At 25.8% G+C, this 20407-nt stretch carries 20 protein-coding genes, 1 other RNA gene and 1 riboswitch; of the genes, 18 read left to right on the top strand and 3 right to left on the bottom strand.

Going from position 1 to position 20407, the window contains the following annotated elements; genetic code table 11:
- Positions 1–47 precede the first annotated feature (47 nt).
- From GBZ86_RS00465 to ppdK, 6 genes are all read left to right on the top strand, one after another.
- Positions 48–446 (top strand): cytidine deaminase, encoded by a 399-nt coding sequence (locus tag GBZ86_RS00465; RefSeq protein WP_327443359.1) that lies wholly within the window; start codon positions 48–50, stop codon positions 444–446.
- Positions 447–454: 8 nt separating this feature from the next.
- Positions 455–1342 (top strand): GTPase Era, encoded by an 888-nt coding sequence (gene era / locus GBZ86_RS00460; protein WP_152886704.1) that lies wholly within the window; start codon positions 455–457, stop codon positions 1340–1342.
- Positions 1343–1366: 24 nt separating this feature from the next.
- Positions 1367–2098 carry a DNA repair protein RecO gene (recO, locus tag GBZ86_RS00455; RefSeq protein WP_327443403.1) on the top strand — a complete coding sequence of 244 codons (732 nt, stop codon included), beginning with the start codon at positions 1367–1369 and terminating at the stop codon, positions 2096–2098.
- Between the two features lie 4 nt (positions 2099–2102).
- The gene (locus GBZ86_RS00450) at positions 2103–2738 is read left to right on the top strand and encodes a DUF4342 domain-containing protein (RefSeq protein ID WP_152886700.1); all 636 of its coding nucleotides are present in this window, start codon (positions 2103–2105) and stop codon (positions 2736–2738) included.
- Positions 2739–2949: 211 nt separating this feature from the next.
- Positions 2950–3585 (top strand): transcriptional regulator CcpN, encoded by a 636-nt coding sequence (ccpN, locus tag GBZ86_RS00445; protein ID WP_327443355.1) that lies wholly within the window; start codon positions 2950–2952, stop codon positions 3583–3585.
- Positions 3586–3664: 79 nt separating this feature from the next.
- Positions 3665–6295 carry a pyruvate, phosphate dikinase gene (gene ppdK / locus GBZ86_RS00440; RefSeq protein WP_152886698.1) on the top strand — a complete coding sequence of 877 codons (2631 nt, stop codon included), beginning with the start codon at positions 3665–3667 and terminating at the stop codon, positions 6293–6295.
- A 69-nt stretch (positions 6296–6364) separates the two neighbouring features.
- On the opposite strand, the gene GBZ86_RS00435 is transcribed toward ppdK, so the two are convergent.
- Entirely contained in the window at positions 6365–7417 is a 1053-nt protein-coding gene (locus GBZ86_RS00435) for a CotS family spore coat protein (protein ID WP_152886696.1), read from the bottom strand.
- A gap of 191 nt (positions 7418–7608) precedes the next feature.
- On the opposite strand from GBZ86_RS00435, the gene GBZ86_RS00430 reads away from it, so the two are divergent.
- The 12 genes from GBZ86_RS00430 to GBZ86_RS00375 all read left to right on the top strand — a co-directional run bounded on the left by GBZ86_RS00430 (position 7609) and on the right by GBZ86_RS00375 (position 18438).
- Complete coding sequence (locus GBZ86_RS00430; RefSeq protein ID WP_152886693.1) at positions 7609–8637, top strand: deoxyguanosinetriphosphate triphosphohydrolase; 1029 nt, start codon at positions 7609–7611, stop codon at positions 8635–8637.
- 170 nt (positions 8638–8807) lie between these two features.
- Positions 8808–10595, top strand: coding sequence for a DNA primase (dnaG, locus tag GBZ86_RS00425; RefSeq protein ID WP_152886691.1), 1788 nt, complete (start codon positions 8808–8810; stop codon positions 10593–10595).
- 4 nt (positions 10596–10599) lie between these two features.
- Positions 10600–11739 (top strand): RNA polymerase sigma factor RpoD, encoded by a 1140-nt coding sequence (rpoD, locus tag GBZ86_RS00420; protein ID WP_207707411.1) that lies wholly within the window; start codon positions 10600–10602, stop codon positions 11737–11739.
- A gap of 97 nt (positions 11740–11836) precedes the next feature.
- Positions 11837–12724 carry a PH domain-containing protein gene (locus tag GBZ86_RS00415; protein WP_152886688.1) on the top strand — a complete coding sequence of 296 codons (888 nt, stop codon included), beginning with the start codon at positions 11837–11839 and terminating at the stop codon, positions 12722–12724.
- A gap of 13 nt (positions 12725–12737) precedes the next feature.
- Positions 12738–13427, top strand: coding sequence for a tRNA (adenine(22)-N(1))-methyltransferase (locus tag GBZ86_RS17780; RefSeq protein WP_152886686.1), 690 nt, complete (start codon positions 12738–12740; stop codon positions 13425–13427).
- On the top strand, positions 13428–14225 hold the full coding sequence (locus GBZ86_RS17775; protein ID WP_152886684.1) for a Nif3-like dinuclear metal center hexameric protein: 798 nt from the start codon (positions 13428–13430) through the stop codon (positions 14223–14225).
- A 78-nt stretch (positions 14226–14303) separates the two neighbouring features.
- Positions 14304–14348: riboswitch (PreQ1 riboswitch) on the top strand.
- A gap of 101 nt (positions 14349–14449) precedes the next feature.
- A complete protein-coding gene (locus GBZ86_RS00400; protein WP_152886683.1) occupies positions 14450–15430 on the top strand; it encodes a nucleoside hydrolase in 981 nt (326 codons plus the stop codon).
- Positions 15431–15439: 9 nt separating this feature from the next.
- Positions 15440–16042 carry an ECF transporter S component gene (locus tag GBZ86_RS00395; protein ID WP_152886681.1) on the top strand — a complete coding sequence of 201 codons (603 nt, stop codon included), beginning with the start codon at positions 15440–15442 and terminating at the stop codon, positions 16040–16042.
- Positions 16043–16207: 165 nt separating this feature from the next.
- Positions 16208–16897, top strand: coding sequence for a radical SAM protein (locus tag GBZ86_RS00390; RefSeq protein ID WP_152886680.1), 690 nt, complete (start codon positions 16208–16210; stop codon positions 16895–16897).
- Positions 16898–16998: 101 nt separating this feature from the next.
- Positions 16999–17271, top strand: coding sequence for a hypothetical protein (locus GBZ86_RS00385; protein WP_152886678.1), 273 nt, complete (start codon positions 16999–17001; stop codon positions 17269–17271).
- Positions 17272–17317: 46 nt separating this feature from the next.
- An RNA gene (rnpB, locus tag GBZ86_RS00380) (RNase P RNA component class A) lies at positions 17318–17662 on the top strand.
- Between the two features lie 113 nt (positions 17663–17775).
- A complete protein-coding gene (locus tag GBZ86_RS00375; protein ID WP_170272124.1) occupies positions 17776–18438 on the top strand; it encodes an SLATT domain-containing protein in 663 nt (220 codons plus the stop codon).
- Positions 18439–18490: 52 nt separating this feature from the next.
- Here GBZ86_RS00375 and GBZ86_RS00370 read toward each other — a convergent pair whose 3' ends face one another.
- Together GBZ86_RS00370 and GBZ86_RS00365 are read right to left on the bottom strand one after the other, a co-directional pair.
- Positions 18491–19726, bottom strand: coding sequence for an aminopeptidase (locus GBZ86_RS00370; RefSeq protein WP_152886674.1), 1236 nt, complete (start codon positions 19724–19726; stop codon positions 18491–18493).
- A gap of 69 nt (positions 19727–19795) precedes the next feature.
- Positions 19796–20296 carry a hypothetical protein gene (locus GBZ86_RS00365; protein WP_152886672.1) on the bottom strand — a complete coding sequence of 167 codons (501 nt, stop codon included), beginning with the start codon at positions 20294–20296 and terminating at the stop codon, positions 19796–19798.
- Positions 20297–20407: the final 111 nt, after the last annotated feature.

Here is a 20407-nt window from a genome sequence, read left to right as displayed (position 1 = left end):
ATAAAATTATTGAATGCAAATAATATTTGATTGGAAGGTGTTAAGTTGTGAAAAATGAATTAATAAAATTAGCAATAGAAGCAAGAGAAAAGGCATATTGTCCATATTCAAATTTTAAAGTTGGAGCAGCTATATTATTTGAAGATGGAAAAATATATACGGGATGTAATATAGAGAATGCATCTTATGGAGCAACTAATTGTGCTGAAAGAACTGCTATTTTTAATGGAGTTTCCAAAGGAAATAAGATAATAAAAGAAATGGCTTTAATAGGAGATATTAATGGATACACATATCCTTGTGGTATCTGCAGACAAGTAATTGCTGAATTTGCTGAAAGTGGAGATATAAAAATATATATTGTAAAAAATGAAAATGATTATATAGAAACAACATTAGATGAAATATTACCAGGTTCTTTTACTAAAAAAGACTTGAATAAATAGGAGGAAATATGTTTAAATCAGGATTTGTAACTATAGTTGGTAGACCAAATGTAGGAAAATCAACTTTACTTAATTTACTTATGGGTGAGAAACTATCTATAGTTTCTAATAAACCACAAACAACAAGAAATAATATTCAAACAATATTAACTGGAGATAATTATCAAGTAGTATTTGTTGATACTCCAGGAATACATAAACCTCAACATAAATTAGGAGAGTATATGGTTAACAGTGCTAAAGATTCTATCAAAGATGTTGATTTAGTATTATTTTTAACTACTCCAGATGTAGAAGTTGGAAGAGGTGATAAATTTATATTAGAACAATTAAAAGAACAAAAAGCTCCAGTATTTTTTGTTTTAAATAAAATTGATGAAACTACTCCGAATAGAGTAGCAGAAACTTTAGCTAATTATTCAAAAGAATTTGATTTTAGTGAAATAATTCCTATTTCAGCTATGAAAGGGAAAAATACAGATAAATTATTAGAACTTATGGTGAATTATTTACCAGAAGGTCCTAAGTATTATCCAGATGATATGATTACTGATGTTCAAGAAAGATTTGTTGTATCAGAAATTGTTAGAGAAAAAGCATTAAGAAATTTAAGCCAAGAAGTGCCACATGGTATTGCAGTTGATATAATTCAAATGAAACAAGACAATAAAGGAAAATATAATATTGAAGTTGATTTGATTTGTGAAAAAGATTCTCATAAGGGAATAATAATAGGTAAAAATGGTCAAACATTAAAGAAAATAGGTGAAACTGCAAGATATGAATTAGAAAGATTTTTAAGAGCTAAAGTTAATATAAAAATTTGGGTTAAAGTGAGAAAAGAGTGGAGAGACAATAATTTATTTCTTAAAGAATTAGGTTATAAAAAGAAATAAAAGGGGGAATAGCTTTTGTCACTTATAGAAACTAGTGGAGTGATAATAAAAGCTCAGGACTATAGAGAAAATGATAAGTTATTATGGGTATTTACTGAGAATTTAGGAAAAATAACACTTATAGCAAAGGGAGCAAGAAAAAATAAAAGCAAACTGTTTTCTCTAGCTCTTCCTTTATGTTATGGTGAATATTTAGTTTTTAAAGGTAAAAATTTATATACATTATCAGAAGGTAGGATTAAAAGCTCTTTTCAAGGGCTTTTAAACCATTTAGAGAAGCTTACTTATTCCACATATTTATGTGAATTAATTGATATTTGTGTTGAAGATGGAGAAATAAATAATTATTTATATAGGCAGTTTATAGCGTGCTTATATTTATTAGATACTGATGCTATTGATTACGAGTTATTAGTAAGGTCTTTTGAATTAAAACTTTTAAAAGCTACTGGTTATGAAATAAACTTTAATAATTGTGTTATGTGTAAAAAAAAATTAAGTGTTTCAAATTATATAAGTTTATTTCATTATGGTGGAATTTGTAATGAGTGTAGCAAAGAGCATGGTATTTATATTAATAAAGCTACGTATAATGCATTGAGATTTTTAAATAATACAACACTAGATAAAGTATATAGATTAACATTAACTAATGAAATAAAGGAAGAATTATTTAAAGTAACATCTTTTATTATTTCTTCTAATTATTTTAGAAAACCTAAAAGTTTAGAAATGCTAAAATTTATAAAGGAGTGATATAATGAGTGATATAACTTTAGAAAAGGTTGATCAAATAATTGATAGAACTTATGTAACTTATGCAGAAGCAAAAGAAGCTTTAGAGAAATGTAATGGAGATGTTTTAGAGGCACTTATTTACATTGAAAATAAACAAAAAGAAGAATATGAGAATAAATGTGAACAAAAATCTGAGATAGCAGTTGAAACTTTAGATGATTTAAAGTTGTGGTTAAAAGATATTTTAAAAAAAGGAAACATATCTAGGGTTAAAATTAAAAAGAATGATAAAACATTAGTTGATATTCCAGTAAATGCTGGATTGGCAGCAGGTGCAATAGCTTTATTATATCCTCCTGTTTTAGCAGTAGGTGTTGTTACTGCAGTAGCTACTAAATTAGTTATTGAAATAACAAAAGTTGATGGCACAGTAGAAATAGTAAATAAAATAGTAAAAAATGCAACAAAAGATTTTACTAAAAAAGCAAAAACTTTAGCTAATGAAGTAAAAGATAAAACTTCTGATTTTAAAGAATCTATAAAAAATGATTTAACTGAAAAAAATAATAAACAAGTTAAAGATAATAGTAAAACATATAATTTAGATAATGAATCTAATTTTACTTACACAGTAAACTTTGAAGAAATGGAAAAATAAAATAAATATGTAAATAAAAGGAAAAAGATGCCAGAAAGCAAAAAATGAAAATAAATAGCAATATTGGTTAAATTTGAAGGATTTTTCGGAAAATTTGATATATTCAAAAATTTCATACTATGATATACTTTAAATGTAAACAAATTCCAATAAAAGTTTAGTAAAAATGCTTATTTATTTTCAATTAGTAGCATGGAGAGGAGTATTTTAAGTGAAGTTAACACCTAGACAAGAAGAAATTGTTAAGTTAGTTAAAGAGGGGCAACCAATTACTTCAGAGACTTTGGCTAACAAATTAGGCGTTACTAGAGCAGCGTTAAGGCCAGATCTTGCTATTCTTACTATGCTAGGAACATTAGATGCTAGACCAAAGGTTGGATATGTATACTCTGAGAAAAATTCTAGTAGTTTATTATATGAAAAAATAATAAACATTAAAGTAAAAGATATAATGTCTAAAGCAGTTACAGTAACGGAACAAAATATGGTATATGATGCAATTGTACATTTATTTTTAAATGATGTAGGAACCATGTTTGTAGAGAACGAAGGAAATTTAACTGGAGCTGTTTCAAGAAAAGATTTCTTGAAAATAGCAATAGGTGGTACAGATATATATAAAGTACCTATAGGTATTATAATGACTAGAATGCCAAACATAATATGTGTAGAAGAAGATGACAATGCTTATAATGTAGCAAAAAAAATAATAGAACATGAAATAGATTCGGTACCAGTAGTTGAGAGAATTAGAGATAATGAGGGCAAAGAAAAACTTAAGATTGTGGGTAAAGTTTCAAAAACTAATATAACAAAGTTATTTGTTATGTTAGGCAACTATGAGTAGGGTATCTATCGGAGCTATAGCTCTGTTAGAATATAGATTCTAAAAACTAATATATGGTTTGGAATGGAGGAGTATTGAGATGGAGAAAAAGCAGTATGTATACCTTTTTAGTGAGGGTAATGCAAGTATGAAAAATTTATTGGGAGGTAAGGGTGCTAACTTAGCAGATATGACTACTCTTGGAATCCCAGTACCACAAGGATTTACAGTAACAACTGAGGCTTGTAATAAATATTATGCAGATGGAAAAATGATAGCTCCACAGATAATAGAAGAAATTCATGAAAAAATGAAGGAATTAGAAGAACAAACAGGCAAAGAGTTTGGGTCTCTTACAAATCCTTTATTAGTTTCAGTTAGATCAGGTGCTAGAGTTTCAATGCCGGGAATGATGGATACTATATTAAATCTTGGTTTAAATGATGAAGCTGTAGAAGCAATGGCTAAATTAACAAATAATCCAAGATTTGCTTATGATTCATATAGAAGATTTATTCAAATGTTTGCTGATGTTGTTATGGATGTTGAAAAAAGATTATTTGAAGAATTATTAGATGAAATGAAAGAATCAAAGGGTGTACATTTTGATACAGATTTAACTGCTGATGATTTAAAAGAGTTAGTTGGACAGTTTAAAGTACTTTATAAAAAAGAAAAGGGTGAGGAATTCCCAAGTGATCCAAAAACACAGTTAATAGAAGCTATTACAGCTGTATTTAGATCTTGGGATAATCCAAGAGCCATAGTATATAGAAGATTAAATGATATTCCAGGAGAATGGGGAACTGCTGTTAATGTACAACAAATGGTATTTGGTAATAAAGGTGAAACATCAGGTACTGGTGTTGCATTCTCAAGAAATCCTGCTACTGGAGAAAATTTAATATATGGAGAATATTTAATGAATGCTCAAGGTGAAGATGTTGTTGCTGGTATAAGAACGCCACAACCAATTTCTCAATTAGAAGAGCAAAATCCAGTAATATACAAACAGTTTATGGATATAGTTAATAAGCTAGAAAAACATTATAAAGATATGCAAGATATGGAATTTACAATAGAAGATGGAGTTTTATATTTCTTACAAACAAGAAATGGAAAAAGAACTGCTCAAGCAGCTTTAAAAATAGCTGTTGATTTAGTTGAAGAAGAAATGTTAAGTAAAGAAAAAGCTATATTAAAAGTAGATCCAAAACAACTTGATACTTTACTTCATCCAACATTTGATGAAGAGAAAATGAAAAAAGTAAATCCAGTAGCAAAAGGATTACCAGCATCACCAGGTGCTGCATGCGGTAAAATATCATTTACTGCTGAAGAAGCTAAAGTGAGACATGAAAATGGTGAAAAGGTTGTACTTGTAAGATTAGAAACTTCACCTGAAGATATAGAAGGAATGATAGCTGCTGAAGGTATATTAACTGTAAGAGGTGGAATGACTTCACATGCTGCTGTTGTTGCTAGAGGAATGGGAACTTGCTGTGTTGCAGGATGTGGTGAATTAAAAGTTAATGAAGAAGCTAAAACTTTAGAAATTGCAGGTAGAGTATTGACTACTGAAGATTTTATTTCTATAGATGGTACTACAGGAAACATATATGCAGAAGCATTAAATACTGTAACACCTGAAATTACAGGTTATTTTGCAACATTTATGAATTGGGCTGATGAAATAAGAAGCCTAAAAGTTAGAACTAATGCAGATACTCCAAGAGATGCTAAACAAGCTGTAGAGTTTGGAGCTGAAGGAATAGGATTATGTAGAACAGAGCATATGTTCTTTGCTGAAGATAGAATAGCTGCAGTTAGAGAAATGATTGTTGCTAAAAATGAAGATCAAAGAAGAAAAGCATTAGAAAAGCTACTTCCAATGCAAAGAGAAGACTTTATAGGAATATATGAAGCTTTAGAAGATAGACCTGCTACAATTAGATTCTTAGATCCACCACTTCATGAATTTTTACCAACAGATGAAGCTGATATTATTGCTTTAGCTTCTGAAATGGATTTAAGTGTTGAAGAATTAAATGGAACAATAGAAAGTTTACATGAGTTTAATCCAATGATGGGTCATAGAGGATGTCGTTTAGCTGTATCTTATCCAGAAATAGCTGAAATGCAAACAAGAGCTATAATTGAAGCTGCAATAGAAGTTAAACAAAATAAAGGTTTCAATGTAGTTCCAGAAATAATGATTCCTCTTGTTGGAGAAATAAAAGAATTAAAATATGTTAAAGATGTAGTTGTAGAAACTGCTAAAAAAGTTATGGAAGAAAAAGGTGTTGAATTAGAGTATAAAGTAGGTACTATGATAGAGATACCAAGAGCTGCATTAACAGCAGATGAAATTGCTAAAGAAGCTGAGTTTTTCTCATTTGGAACTAATGATTTAACTCAAATGACATTTGGATTCTCAAGAGATGATGCAGGTAAATTCTTAGCTGATTATTATGATAAAAAAGTTTATGAGCAAGATCCATTTGCTAAGCTAGATCAAACTGGTGTAGGAGCATTAATGAAAATTGCATGTGAAAAAGGTAAAACTACAAGAGAAAATATTAAACTTGGAATATGTGGAGAGCATGGAGGAGATCCTGCTTCAGTTGAATTCTGCCATAGTTTAGGTTTGAATTATGTAAGTTGTTCACCGTTTAGAGTTCCAGTAGCAAGACTTGCAGCTGCACAAGCACAAGTTAAAAATAAAAGATAATATTTAAGTTAATAAAAAATTAATTTTTTAAAATCCTATTAAGGTAATAATATCTTAATAGGATTTTTTTTAAATATTGAAATTTTTAATAAGGTAATTTTGTAATTTACTGATGAAAAAGGAATGTTCTTGAGACATTTCTGTATATTTTATTAATAAATCTATAAAAGAATCTTTGTTACATTTTTTTACATTGTTATAATAATCTTTAGATAAACGCCAATATTTTTGAGGAAAACTTAAATAACTTAATAGATATTTAGCATCATCTTTATTTATAGGACGAATGGAATTATATTTTTCTATACAATTTTTAGCTACTTCAAAATCCCATGCAGTATAATTTCTTCTTAATAATCTTCTTAAAAAATAACATAAATCATTAATAGAATATTTAAAACAACAATTATCAAAGTCTATAATCCAAACTTCATTATTAATAATTAAAATATTTTTGTTAACATAGTCTCCATGGCAAAGAGATTTAGAAAGTTTATCAAAGTTTATGGTAGATGCAATATAACTTGAATGCTTTGCTAAATTAAAATTTAAAGGGAATTGATCTAAAAATATTTTTGAAAAAGAATCTTTTCTTTTAATAGCACTATTATAACATTGAAGTATTTTTAAAAAGTGCGTTGAAATGGATATGTATAGATTTTCATATCCCTCTTTTATATTACTGCCTTCAATTGGTTTAAAGTTTTTTGCAGCATTATGAAGAGTTGCTAAAGTTATAGAAGAACTGTATATGTTTTGAAGATTATCAAAATCACATTTATCTCCTTCAATCCAAGGAGTTAAAATAAAAAGAAAATCATTATTTTTTATATATCTATTATTATTTAATGAAGGCAATAATCTAGGTAATTTTATTCCATTTCTAAATAACCATTCCATTGTTGAATATACGAATAATAAATCACTTTCAGAATAATAAACTTTTTTTAAACAGTAGTTTTTATTTTGGGAAGAAACTTTAAATACTGCTCTATGTTTATCTGTATTTTTAATTTTAATTTGTTCAATAGAAGAATTTTTTAACCCATACAAGGGAAGTATATTGTTTTTGGCAATAAAGTTTAAATCAGTTTCACTAGGCATGGATTTATGTTTAACCATGAAAACCTCCCATTTATAAATTCTATATTACAAACATATTATTAAATTTTATACATTATACTTTAAAAAGAGAATTTTATTAAATAACTAATTTAAAAGTATTACTTTTAAAAAAAATGTAAAAGATAAATATAATTATTGTAAAAGGATTTTAAAGAAATTTATAGAATAATATTTAAGTAGGTGATTTTATGAAAATAAGAGAGAAATTTGAGGAATTTGAAAGATTAACGTTAAATAAAAAGGCTACATTTTCTGTGAATTCTATAGGTAGAGAAAAAAAAGAAGAATTAGATGATATAAGAACGTGTTATATGGTAGACAGAGATAGAATAATTCATAGTAAAGCATTTAGAAGATTAAAAAGAAAAACTCAAGTATTTATTAGAACTTTTGGTGATCATTATAGAACAAGATTAACTCATACTTTAGAAGTAGCTCAAATAGCTAGAACTATAGGAGTAGGTATTGGATTAAATGAGAACCTAGTAGAAGCTATAGCTTTAGGTCATGATTTAGGACATGTAGCTTTTGCACATATAGGGGAAGAAGTTTTACAAGAGTTTCTACCACAAGGATTTAAACATAATCATCAAAGTATTAGAGTTGTTAAAAAAATTGAAAATAAAGGAAAAGGATTGAATTTAACGACAGAGGTCTTAGATGGAATCTTAAAGCATAGTGGATTTGATAAATCTTCAGCAAAAGCTATAACATTAGAGGGACAAGTAGTAAAATTCGCCGATAAAATAGCATATGTAAATCATGATATTGATGATTCTATTAGAGCTGGTATATTATCAGAAAGTAATATTCCAAGAGATATTATAAAAGTTTTGGGGAATTCTAATGGTAAGAGAATAAATATTTTAGTTAAAGATTGTGTGCAAATTACTGGGAAGAATATAGAATTAGGTATTAATGAAGTTAAACTTAGTAAAGAAATAGGTGAAGCTCTTACTGAACTTAGAAAATTTATGTTTAAAAATATTTATTTAGGAGACTTTTTAAATGAAGAAAGATATAAAGCTAAATTTATTTTAAATCACATGATAGAATATTATTACAAAAATCCCCATAAAATGCCTGAGTTTTATATTAATATTTGTAAAAAAGAAGGAATACATAGAGGAATTGCTGATTATATAGCAGGAATGACTGATGATTATTGTATCAATGAATTTAATAAAATTTACATTCCTAAATTTGTTATTTATTAAAATTAATAGGAATAAATAAGAATAAATATTGCTAAAATATAAATATTGCATTTGAAAAATATATTAAATTTAAAAAAAAATAAAAAAATTAAAAATTAAGAAGGAATAACGCAATTGTTGTCGAATATATAATAATTTGTTGAAAAAAATAAAAAAGGTGGTTATTTTCATTGCAAATTCCAGAGGATATAATAGAAAAAGTAAAAGAACAAAATGATATTGTTGATGTAATCTCTGAAGTAGTAAGGTTAAAAAGAGCTGGCAGAAATTTTTCAGGTCTATGTCCTTTTCATAATGAAAAAACACCTTCATTTAGTGTATCACAAGATAAACAAATATTTAAATGTTTTGGCTGTGGTGAGGCTGGAAATGTAATAAGTTTTGTAATGAAAAATAAAAATAAAAATTTTATAGAAGCAGTAGAAGAATTAGCAGATAGAGCAAATATTTCGTTATATTACAATAAAAAGCAATTATCTGCTAATCAACGAAAAAAAGAAATAATTTATAATATAAATAAACAAACTGCTAGATATTTTTTTGCAAATTTACATGCAAATTACAAAGCTAAGGAATATTTTCTAAGGAGAGGAATAACAGAAAGTATATTAAAAAGTTTTGGTCTTGGATACGCTAAAGATGGATGGCAAAATACTATTAACTATTTAAGATCACAAGGAGTTAATGATAATTTAATATTAGAAGCTGGGCTAGCTATTAAAAATGAAAAAGGTAAATTCTATGACAGATTTAGAAATAGAGTTATATTTCCAGTTTTTGATTACAAAGGAAATGTTATAGGGTTTGGAGGAAGAGTTTTAGATGATTCTAAGCCTAAATATTTAAATTCACCAGAAACATTAGTTTTTCAAAAAGGAACTAATTTATATGGATTAAATTTTGCTCTAAAAAGTGGTTTAAAAGATAGAACTATAATAATAGTAGAAGGATATATGGATTGTATTTCATTACATCAATATGATATTAAAAATACTGTAGCATCTTTAGGAACAGCTTTAACTGATAATCAAGCAAGATTATTAAAAAGATATGTAGATAAAGTAATAATATCTTATGATGCAGATATTGCAGGACAAAATGCAACAATGAGAGGATTAGAAATATTAAAAAATGCAGGATTAGAAGTAAACATACTAAAAGTTCCACAAGGTAAAGATCCTGATGAGTTTATAAGGGTTAATGGAAGAGATGCTTTTTTGAAGCTTATTAATAAAGCTGATAGATTAATTGATTATAAATTAAAAAGAGCTAAAGAAGGCATAAATTTTTCTAAAGAACAAGATTTAATAAAATATTCTAATGAAGTAGTAGAAATATTATCTACATTAAATCCTGTAGAAAAAGACATCTATATTAAAAAAATAGCAGAACAAACATCTATAAAAGAGCAGGCGTTATATGACTTATTAAATAATAAAATGACATACTTGAACAGAAATATTGAAAGTATGAATAATAAGGAAGAATATGGAACAAAATTATATGTAGAACCTGCTTATTTAAAATCAGAAAGAAGTATAATAAAATTGTATTGTGTAAAAGATGGTTATTCAATAATAAAAAAATATTTAAATATTGAAGATTTTATTTTAGAAAATCATAAAAATTTGTTAAAAATTATAGAAGATACAATTGAACAATTAGGTTTTGATGATTTATTAAATCATATAGAAATTAGATGTAAAGATCCTGAAATATTAAAAGAATGGCTGGAAATTTCAGAATTAGAAATTTTACAACATTCTTCTGATATAGAAATTCTCGTGAAAGATTATATATATCATATAAAGAAGTATAAGCTTGAGAATGAAAAAAGCAATATCCTAAAGCAAATTAAAGAATATGAAAGAAAAAATATGATAAAAGAATCTTTAGAGCTTGTTAAAAAAACTAAAGGAATTGCAGATAAACTTAAGGAACTAGAAAGGAGTAAATAGTTGTATGGCGGAAGGAGGCAAAAATAATATGGCGAAAGTAACTAAAAGCAAAGCTGGAGAAGATAAAGGCACTAAGGCTGATGTAAAAGATAAAAACGCCAAAATGACGTTAGTTAAAAAATTAATAGATAAAGGTAAAAAAAGTGGTTCATTAACATATAAAGAAATAATGGATGAATTAGATGAAATAGATTTAAGTCCAGATCAAATTGAAAAAATTTATGAAGTATTAGAATCAATGGGGATAGAAGTTATTAGTGATATTGAACAGGATAGTGTAGAGGAAGAGTTAGATCTTTCTGTACCAGAAGGTATTGCTATAGATGATCCAGTTAGAATGTATCTTAAAGAAATAGGTAAAGTTCCGCTATTATCTTCAGAGGATGAAATAATTTTAGCTAAAAGAATAGAAGAAGATGATCAGTATGCTAAGAAAAAACTAGCAGAAGCTAATTTAAGATTAGTAGTAAGTATTGCTAAAAGATATGTTGGAAGAGGTATGTTATTCTTAGATCTTATACAGGAAGGGAACTTAGGTCTTATAAAAGCTGTTGAAAAGTTTGATTATAGAAAAGGATATAAATTTTCAACTTATGCTACATGGTGGATAAGACAGGCGATTACAAGAGCAATAGCAGATCAAGCAAGAACAATAAGAATTCCTGTTCATATGGTTGAAACTATAAATAAACTTATAAGAATTCAAAGACAATTATTACAAGAATTGGGGAGAGATCCATTACCAGAAGAATTATCTAAGCATATGGATATGCCAGTTGATAAAGTTAGGGAAATATTAAAAATAGCACAAGAGCCTGTATCTTTAGAAACTCCAATAGGAGAAGAAGAAGATTCACATCTTGGTGATTTTATACCAGATGATGATGCACCAGCACCAGCAGAAGCTGCTGCATTTACAATGCTTAAAGAACAATTAATTAACGTTTTAGATACTTTAACTCCTAGAGAAGAAAAAGTTTTAAGATTAAGATTCGGTTTAGATGATGGCAGAGCTAGAACATTAGAAGAAGTAGGTAAAGAGTTTAATGTTACTAGAGAGAGAATTAGACAAATTGAAGCTAAAGCTTTAAGAAAATTAAGACATCCAAGTAGAAGTAAAAAGTTAAAGGATTATTTAGATTAGCGCCTATATATAGGTGCTAATTTTTTTATAATGTATAAAAGCAATATTATTCAATTAGAAATTAAATATGATATAATTATAAAAAGGGGTGAAAAGAATGAAAACATACAAGCCTAAAAGAGGGTATGGAGTTATTGAATTGTTAATATATTTAATTTTAGGTAATGCTTTAGTGTGGTTATTAAGTAGTTCTATAGAAGGTTATTTAGAAAGAAAAATTATTTTTTTAGCTATAATAATTTATAATTTAATATGTTTATATTATATTATTTTAGATTTTTCACTTGTTTATATACTTGATAAAGATAAAGTTATTATAAAAAGTTTTTTTGGATTAAAGAAAATAGAAATTCCTTTTAATGAAATAGAAGGTGTTAACATTCAATCTAAAAATATAAAAGGGTTTAAATTATCAGGTGTTGGAAAGCATAAATATTGTCTTGGAAGAGCTGTTGTAGATAAAGTAGGAATTGCTAGAATGTTTGTAAGTAATAGTTCTGATGTTATATACTTATATACTTCAGATATAAGTTATGGAATTTCACCTAATAATTTTAATGAATTTAAAGAAGAAATTTTTTCAAGAGGATTTAAAGAAAAAGATTTTAAAGTCAAAAAATATAATTGGAAAGAAATTTTTAAGCAAAAAAATGTTTATATTGCATTTATAATAGTGAGTTTATTAATAATCATAATTATAATAAATCCATTTATATTATATTTATTAGGCAAATTACCTAATGAGATGCCAGTTACATTTGATGCTCATTTTATTCCAGTTGTATTTGGTACAGGTAAGCAATTTGCATTTAAACAAATGATGTATGGTGTTTTAAATATGATGCTTCTTATTTGTATGTATTATGCAGCCTATTTTAGTGCAAAGTATGATAAAAAATTAGCTTGTAGATATATTTATTTATCTTTATTAAGTGCATTATTGTTTTTTATAATACAAATGCAAATATTAATAACTTATTTATAGAAAGTGGGATAATATGGAATTAAGCTTAAGATTAAAAATTATTGCAAACTATGTAGATAATTGTGAAAGTGTAGCAGATATAGGAACGGATCATGGATATATTCCTATATATTTAGTTAAGAAAGGTATTTGTGAAAAAGCTATTGCTTCTGATATAAATAAAGGTCCAATAGAAAAAGCAAAAATTAATGTTTCATTTGAAGGATTAACATCTAAGATTCAATGTCGTTTAGGTGGAGGATTAAAGCCTCTAAAAAATAACGAAGTAAATGGTGTTATTATTGCAGGTATGGGAGGCAATTTAACTAGAGATATATTAATAGATGATTTAGAAAAAATAAAATTATATGATTTTATAATACTTCAACCAGCACAAAATCCAGAAGTTTTAAGAGAATATTTATATATAAATAAATTTGAAATTATAAATGAAGATTTAATAAAAGATGAAGATAAGTATTATGAGTTATTTAAGGTAAAATATAATGAAAATAAAAAACCTTTATTATTAGAAAATAAAATTAATTATGAAATAAGTCCAATTTTAATGCAACAAAATCATCCTATGATAAAAGAATATATTAAGCATAAAATAAATAGATATGAAAATATATTAAATTATATTAAAGAGGATACTGATTCAGCAAATAATAGAAAAAAATATTTAAATAAAACAATAGGAGCTCTTAAGGAGATGGTATAATTGAAATTAAATTCATTAATAAAAATAATAGAAGCTATAGCACCTATAAGTTTAAAAGAAGATTTTGATAATGTAGGATTAATGGTAGGAGATAGAGAAAGTAAAATTAATAAAGTACTTTTAGCTTTAGATTGCACCTTAGATGTTATTGAGGAAGCTAAAAATTTAGAGGTAGATTTAATATTAACTCATCACCCTTTAATTTTTAGAAAGCCATCTAGTATAACTACAGATACATTATTAGGTAAAAAAATTATTGAGTTAATAAAAAATAATATAAATTTATACTCAGCACATACTAATTGGGATTCAGTAAAAGATGGGTTAAATGATACATTAGTAAAAATATTAGGTTTTGAAAATTCTAAGATAATAAGTAAAAATAATTTAGATAACAATTGTGGCATAGGTAGAATTGTAGATTTAGATTCAACTATAAAACTTGAAAATATATTAAATAATATTAGGAAAACATTAAAGATAGAACATTTAAGATATGTAGGAGAATTAGATAAAAATATTAAAAAGATTGCTATAGTTAATGGTAGTGGGCAAGATTTTTTTGAAGTATCAAAAAAATTAGGAGCTGATTTAATTATAACAGGAGATACAACATATCATTATGTTTCTGACTATAAAGAAATGGGATTATCAATAATAGATATAGGTCATTTTAATTCAGAATGGACTGTTTTACAAAAAGTTAATGAAAAAGTGATTGAAGAAATAAATAATAAAGGTGAAAATTTAACTATTTTTATTTCTAAAAATAGCAAAGACCCATACAATTTTATTTAATGATATTGTATAATATAAAAAGTATAGAATTTTTTATATTTATTAATTTAATATGTGAAGTCCAAGATAAAAATATTCTTGGTAGATGTTCGAAAACCTCCATCTATAAAAAACTAAGGATTATTAGAGCTTATTATAGGCATACTATACCCTTAGTGCGTCTGTAATGAAGCTTTTTTTATTTTGAATGTATTTTTATTTTATAAAAAAAAGGAGTAGTAAGAATGAAAAAGAGAAAGGTTATTATTGATTGTGATCCAGGAATAGATGATGCATTAGCATTAATTTTAGCATTAAAGTCTGAGGAGTTAGATGTTGTTGGAATAACAACAGTATCTGGAAATGTTGATTCAATACAAGGAGCAAAGAATGTTTTAAAAGTGTTAAAACTTATGGGTAGATTAGATATACCAGTATATATTGGAGAATTTAACCCTATAGTTAAAAAGTTAGTAACAGCACAAGATACACATGGAATAGATGGTTTAGGGGAGACTTTTTATAGTGAAGTTTACAATGAACTTTTAAATGAAGGTGCTGTAGATTTTATATTAAATAGTTTAAATAATATTAAAGATTTAAGCATAATTGCTTTAGGGCCTTTAACTAATTTATATAAGGCTTTAAAAAAGGATTATGTTATTTTTAATAAAGTTGAAGAAGTAGTATCTATGGGAGGAACATATAAAAGTCATGGAAATTGCTCACCAGTTGCTGAATTCAATTATTGGGTTGATCCACATGCAGCAGGTGAATTCATAAAAAAATTTAAAAAACCTTTTACCATGGTAGGATTAGATGTAACTAGAGAAATAGTACTAACTCCTAATTTAATCGAACTTATAAAACAATTTAATACGTCCATAGGAAACTTTATAGTAGATATAACTAAGTTTTATGTAGATTTCCATTGGAATCAAGAGAGAACTTTAGGTTGTGTAATAAATGATCCATTAGCAGTAGAATATTTTATAAATAAAAGTATTTGTAATGGGTTTGATTCTTATGTGGATATAGTAAATGAAGGAATAGCTGTAGGACAAACGATAGTTGATAAAGAAAAATTTTATAATAAAACTCCAAACTGTAAGATATTATATGAGGTTGATGCACAGCAGTTTATGAAAAGTTTTCTAAAAAAAATATTTTCTAATAATAAAAATGATATAGATTTAATATTAAACAATAAAAAATACGGTAGCTAGGGGGAGAAAATGAATAATGCAAAAACTTTAAAAATAACGTTGGTAGGAATAGGAATTGCTTTAAATATAATAGGATCTTTTATAGCATTAACTTTAAGATTACCTATATACTTAGATTCTTTAGGAACTATTATGGTCTCATTTTTATTAGGACCATTATGGGGAGTAATAACTGGAATTTTAGGAAGTATAACTAGTGGAATAACTTTTGATATATACTCATTATATTTTGCACCTGTACAAATTTTTACTGGATTATTTGCTGGATTTTTATATAACAAAGGGTTTATGCGAGGTAAAAAAATATTTATAGCTGTGTTGGTAATTACTATATTTGTAAGTTTTACTGGTGCGATTATAACAGCTTTTGTTTTTAAAGGGTTAACTTCATCAGGGTCAAGTTATATACTAATAACTTTAAATAATTTAGGTGTTAATCCAATTATAAGTGCATTTATAGTTCAATTTTTTACAGATTATTTAGATAAATTAGTAGCTTGTATATTAATGATATCAGTTATAAAAAGAATACCTTTAAGTTTAAAAAATAAATTAGAAACTAATAATATATTCAATAGAAAAGATATTTTTACTAAAAAAAGTGGATATTAATACTTAAATTGATTTATACAATTTTAAAAATATAAAATAAAAAGAAATAAAAAGGAGAAGTTGTCAATTTTATAAAATTTATAAATATAATATAAATTAAAACTGATTAAGTAAAAAATTAATAACTATTATTAAGTATTGTAATTAATTGACAACGAATAATTAATGGATAGATATAACATAATTAGTGATAAAAATAAAAGAGAAATTGTACTTTTAAAATCCTTTCCGTGCATATGGGGAAAATGTAGTTTTTGTGATTATATAGAAGATAATTGTAAAAACGAAAACGAAATGATTAGGTTAAATAATGAAATTCTTAACAATATAACAGGAGTTTATGGAGTTTTAGAAGTTATTAATTCTGGAAGTGTTTTTGAATTACCAAAGGAAACTTTAAAGGAAATAAAAAAAATTGTAGTAGAAAAAAATATTAAAAAATTATTTTTTGAAAGTCATTGGTGTTATAGAAATAAGTTAAATGAAATAAGAAAATATTTTGGAATACCTATAATATTTAAAACTGGAATAGAAACTTTTGATAATAATTTTAGAAATGAAATATTAAATAAAAATGTTAGATTTAAAGATGTTGAAGAGGTAAAAAAATATTTTAATTCAGTATGTATTATGGTAGGCATAAAAGGTCAAACAAAAGAAATGATAGATAAGGATATAGATATTTTATTACATAACTTTTCTCATGGAACAATAAACATATGGACTAATAATACTACAAAATTTCAAAGGGATGAAGAATTAATAAATTGGTTTGTAAAAAAATATTATTATTTAAAAAATAATAAAAACATAGAAGTTTTATTTGAAAATACTGATTTTGGGGTAGGGGATTAAAAATTAAATGATTATTTTTAGAGTATATGTAAATTTGTAGTAAATTAAAACAATAAAATCATATAATATATTATATTAATTAAATAGGTTATGTAATAATTATGATTAGAGTTAATGATAAAAAAATTAAAGATAGACTAATTTTTGTAAATTTTAATAAGGATTTTCAACGGATGTTAAAAAGTCGACTTAGAAATTTAAACAAATTTTATGGAAGAAAATCTAAAGGAAAGAGAAAAATACCTCCAGATAGATGTATATTATGGATTATATTCATAGTATTAGTAGTATTATTGTTATTAACAAAGGTTGGTCTAATATTATTTTTTGGTATAGGAATATTAACATTACTTATGTTAATCTTTAATTGTTAAAAATTAACGTTGTAAAAAAAATATATATATGATAATATTAATTCATCGAGTAAGTCAGACAATCGCTGCTAATGTTTAAGCATTAGGAGAGGAAAGTCCGAGCTTCATAGGGCAGGGTGCTGGTTAATGGCCAGTGGAGGCGACTCTAAGGAAAGTGCAACAGAAATATACCGCCTAGTTTTTAGGTAAGGATGGAAAGGTGAGGTAAGAGCTCACCAGCATATAGGTGACTATATGGCTATGTAAACCCCACTTGAAGCAAGACCGAATAGAGGGATAAATGGAGTTGCCCGCTCCGTCCCTGGGTGTGTCGCTTGAGCTTATCGGCAACGGTAGGCCTAGATAGATGATTGTCAAATACAGAACTCGGCTTATAGATTTATCTCGAATGTGAAAAACACTAGGTTAATGCCTAGTGTTTTTCTTTTATAAAAGATAAAAATAATTTATTAGAACAAATTTAATAAAAAATAGTATTATAATATTAAAGAACTAATATTGAAGGTGATTAAAATAAGTAAGTCATGGTCATTAGATAAAAAAATATTAGAATCTCAATTAAGACAACTTTATGCAGATGTAGTTTGGGGACATAAAACACAAGAATATCAAGCTAATATATATATGAGAAGATTTAATTTTTTAGAAATAGTTAAAATTTTAGCATCTACTATAACTACTTCAGGAATTATTGGATCAATTGTACTTGATCAAAGTAAAACCTTAGAGATAATAACAGCTATTGTATCGATGATTACTTTATTTGTAACTACCTATACTAAAACTTATAATTTAAGTGAGTTATATAAAGAATTTAAAGATAAATCATTACAGTTTTTATATATAAGAGAAAGATTATTAAATTTATTATACTATTTAAGATTAGAGAGTGCTGATCTTAATGATTTAGCAGTAAAAAGAGATAAAATTGTTGAAGATTTAAAAACAATTCATATGGATACAAAAGCAGTTTCTAGAAGAGCTCTTTATTCAGTATCTAAATCTTTAAAAATGGATGATAATAATATTTATAGTGAAGAAGAAATTGATGCAGTACTTCCTAGTATACTAACTTTAGGTAAAAGGAAAATAGAAAAAGAACAATTAAATATAAATGAAGTTACAAAAATAGAAAAGCTTAATGTTGAAAATTATGATGAATTATAATATATATAATTAAGGATGAGAAATTTATATTCTCATCCTTAATTTTTAGAGTTTAGAAACTCCAATTTCCTTCATTAAATATTTTAATTTCTTTACCATCCATTGTTAATCCAGTTATAGATAAATCAGATGTTCCTATCATGAAATCAACATGAGTTAATGAATCATTAGAACCTAAGTTTTTAAGATCTTCTTTGCTTAAATTTTCACCATTTTCAATGCAAGATGAATAAGCTTTTCCAAGAGCTAAATGACAAGAGGCATTTTCATCATATAGAGTATTGAAAAATATTATTCCAGAGTTAGAAATAGGAGAATTAAAAGGAACTAAAGCAACTTCACCTAAATATTTAGCACCTTCATCAGTATCTAAAATATGTTTAAGAGTATCGTAACCTTTTTTAGCTGAAAAATCTATAACTTTACCATCTTTAAATGTTAATGAAAAATTATCAATAAGATTTCCTGCATAATTTAAAGGTTTTGAACTGTAAACAATACCATTAACTCCAGTTTTTTTAGGCATAGTGAATACTTCTTCTGTAGGCATGTTAGCTATAAAGTCTATACCATCTTTAGTTTTTTCAGCTCCACCTACCCATAAATGATTATTAACTAATTCAATTATTAAATCAGTTCCTAATGCGTTTTTAAAATGAACAGATTTTAAATTTTGATTATTTAAGAAATTCATATTATTCCTTAAATTTTCAGTATGTTCATTCCATGCTTTAACAGGATCTTCTTTATCTATTCTAACAATTTTAAATATTTCATTCCAAAGTTTTTCTACAGCTATATCTTCACTAACATTAGGGAAAACTTTTTTTGCCCAGCCAATAGTTGGTATAGAAACTATGGACCATGAATTTTCATTGCTCATTAGTCTATCACTAAATTCTTTAGATGATAGACTAGAAGCTTTTCTAAAAGTTGCAATTTTATTAGGATCTACATCTTTAAGTAATTCAGGATCAGATGCAGAAATACTTAAGAAACAAGCTCCTTCCCTTGCATAACTTAGCCTTGATTCTTTTATCCATTCAGGAATATTTTCAAAAATTTCTATAGGTGAATAAATATATTTTAATTTAGAAGTAATTTCATCATTCCATTGAACAACTACTTCTTTTGCTCCTTTTAAATAAGCTTCTTCTACAGCAAGTCTAGTAAAATCAGCACATTCTATAGGTGAACTTATCACTAATGTTTGATTTGGTTGTACATTTACTCCAATGTGAACAGCTAATTTAGCATATTTTCTTAAAAAATTTTCTTTAATATTCATATGTGAACACACCTTTCATATAAATTGTTATAACTTATTATAATAAATATTTAAAAAAGTAACAATAAACTAATTACAATAAATACCAAAGAGTTTTTCATAAAGTGTATCACCTATATCTGAGGTACAACCATAATCTATTAAATAATAATTATCATATATCATTCCCCAAGAACTAGGAGAATATAAATCATCTAAAAATAACATAAATTCACAGGAAAAATTAAATATATCTTGTTTTACTGTTACCTCATCTCTTATTAAGGATAAATCTATAAAATTTTGTCTCAAAACATTTAAAAAAGGTTCAGCTTTAGGCATTATTAAAATTTTATTATTATAATACAAAATAGGACATAAATATTTTTTATATTTAACAGCACAATTATTAAATACATAATTTTCTACAAAATTTTGGTGTATTCCATCTTCCCCTTTTGCTACTTTTACTACTAAATATTTATTTATACTATAAACTCTACGAGAAATTCCTTCTCCTAAAAATTTGAAATTTTTATTAAAATCTTTTATAGATAATTGAGACAATTGTTCTAAAGTATATTTTTTCATAAAAATCCCCCAAAAACTATTTATTTTAGTTTATGAGAATTTCTAAAAATATATATTTAATTAATATATTTAAATTATAAAATTTTAAGGCTATATAAAACTATTTAATAT

The organism is Clostridium tarantellae, from assembly GCF_009295725.1.
GTDB lineage: Bacteria > Bacillota > Clostridia > Clostridiales > Clostridiaceae > Sarcina > Sarcina tarantellae.
The sequence above is the reverse complement of the archived record's forward strand: the minus strand, read 5'-3'. Positions and strand labels throughout refer to the sequence as shown.

Coding starts and splice junctions, on each gene's coding strand:
- ppdK (WP_152886698.1), top strand. CDS start 3,665: ATGGAGAAAAAGCAGTATGTATACCTTTTTAGTGAGGGTAATGCAAGT.
- GBZ86_RS00370 (WP_152886674.1), bottom strand. CDS start 19,726: ATGAATATTAAAGAAAATTTTTTAAGAAAATATGCTAAATTAGCTGTT.
- GBZ86_RS00390 (WP_152886680.1), top strand. CDS start 16,208: ATGGATAGATATAACATAATTAGTGATAAAAATAAAAGAGAAATTGTA.
- GBZ86_RS00415 (WP_152886688.1), top strand. CDS start 11,837: ATGAAAACATACAAGCCTAAAAGAGGGTATGGAGTTATTGAATTGTTA.
- GBZ86_RS00435 (WP_152886696.1), bottom strand. CDS start 7,417: ATGGTTAAACATAAATCCATGCCTAGTGAAACTGATTTAAACTTTATT.
- GBZ86_RS00430 (WP_152886693.1), top strand. CDS start 7,609: ATGAAAATAAGAGAGAAATTTGAGGAATTTGAAAGATTAACGTTAAAT.
- GBZ86_RS00400 (WP_152886683.1), top strand. CDS start 14,450: ATGAAAAAGAGAAAGGTTATTATTGATTGTGATCCAGGAATAGATGAT.
- GBZ86_RS00395 (WP_152886681.1), top strand. CDS start 15,440: ATGAATAATGCAAAAACTTTAAAAATAACGTTGGTAGGAATAGGAATT.
- rpoD (WP_207707411.1), top strand. CDS start 10,600: ATGGCGGAAGGAGGCAAAAATAATATGGCGAAAGTAACTAAAAGCAAA.
- GBZ86_RS00365 (WP_152886672.1), bottom strand. CDS start 20,296: ATGAAAAAATATACTTTAGAACAATTGTCTCAATTATCTATAAAAGAT.
- era (WP_152886704.1), top strand. CDS start 455: ATGTTTAAATCAGGATTTGTAACTATAGTTGGTAGACCAAATGTAGGA.
- GBZ86_RS00450 (WP_152886700.1), top strand. CDS start 2,103: ATGAGTGATATAACTTTAGAAAAGGTTGATCAAATAATTGATAGAACT.
- GBZ86_RS17780 (WP_152886686.1), top strand. CDS start 12,738: ATGGAATTAAGCTTAAGATTAAAAATTATTGCAAACTATGTAGATAAT.
- GBZ86_RS00385 (WP_152886678.1), top strand. CDS start 16,999: ATGATTAGAGTTAATGATAAAAAAATTAAAGATAGACTAATTTTTGTA.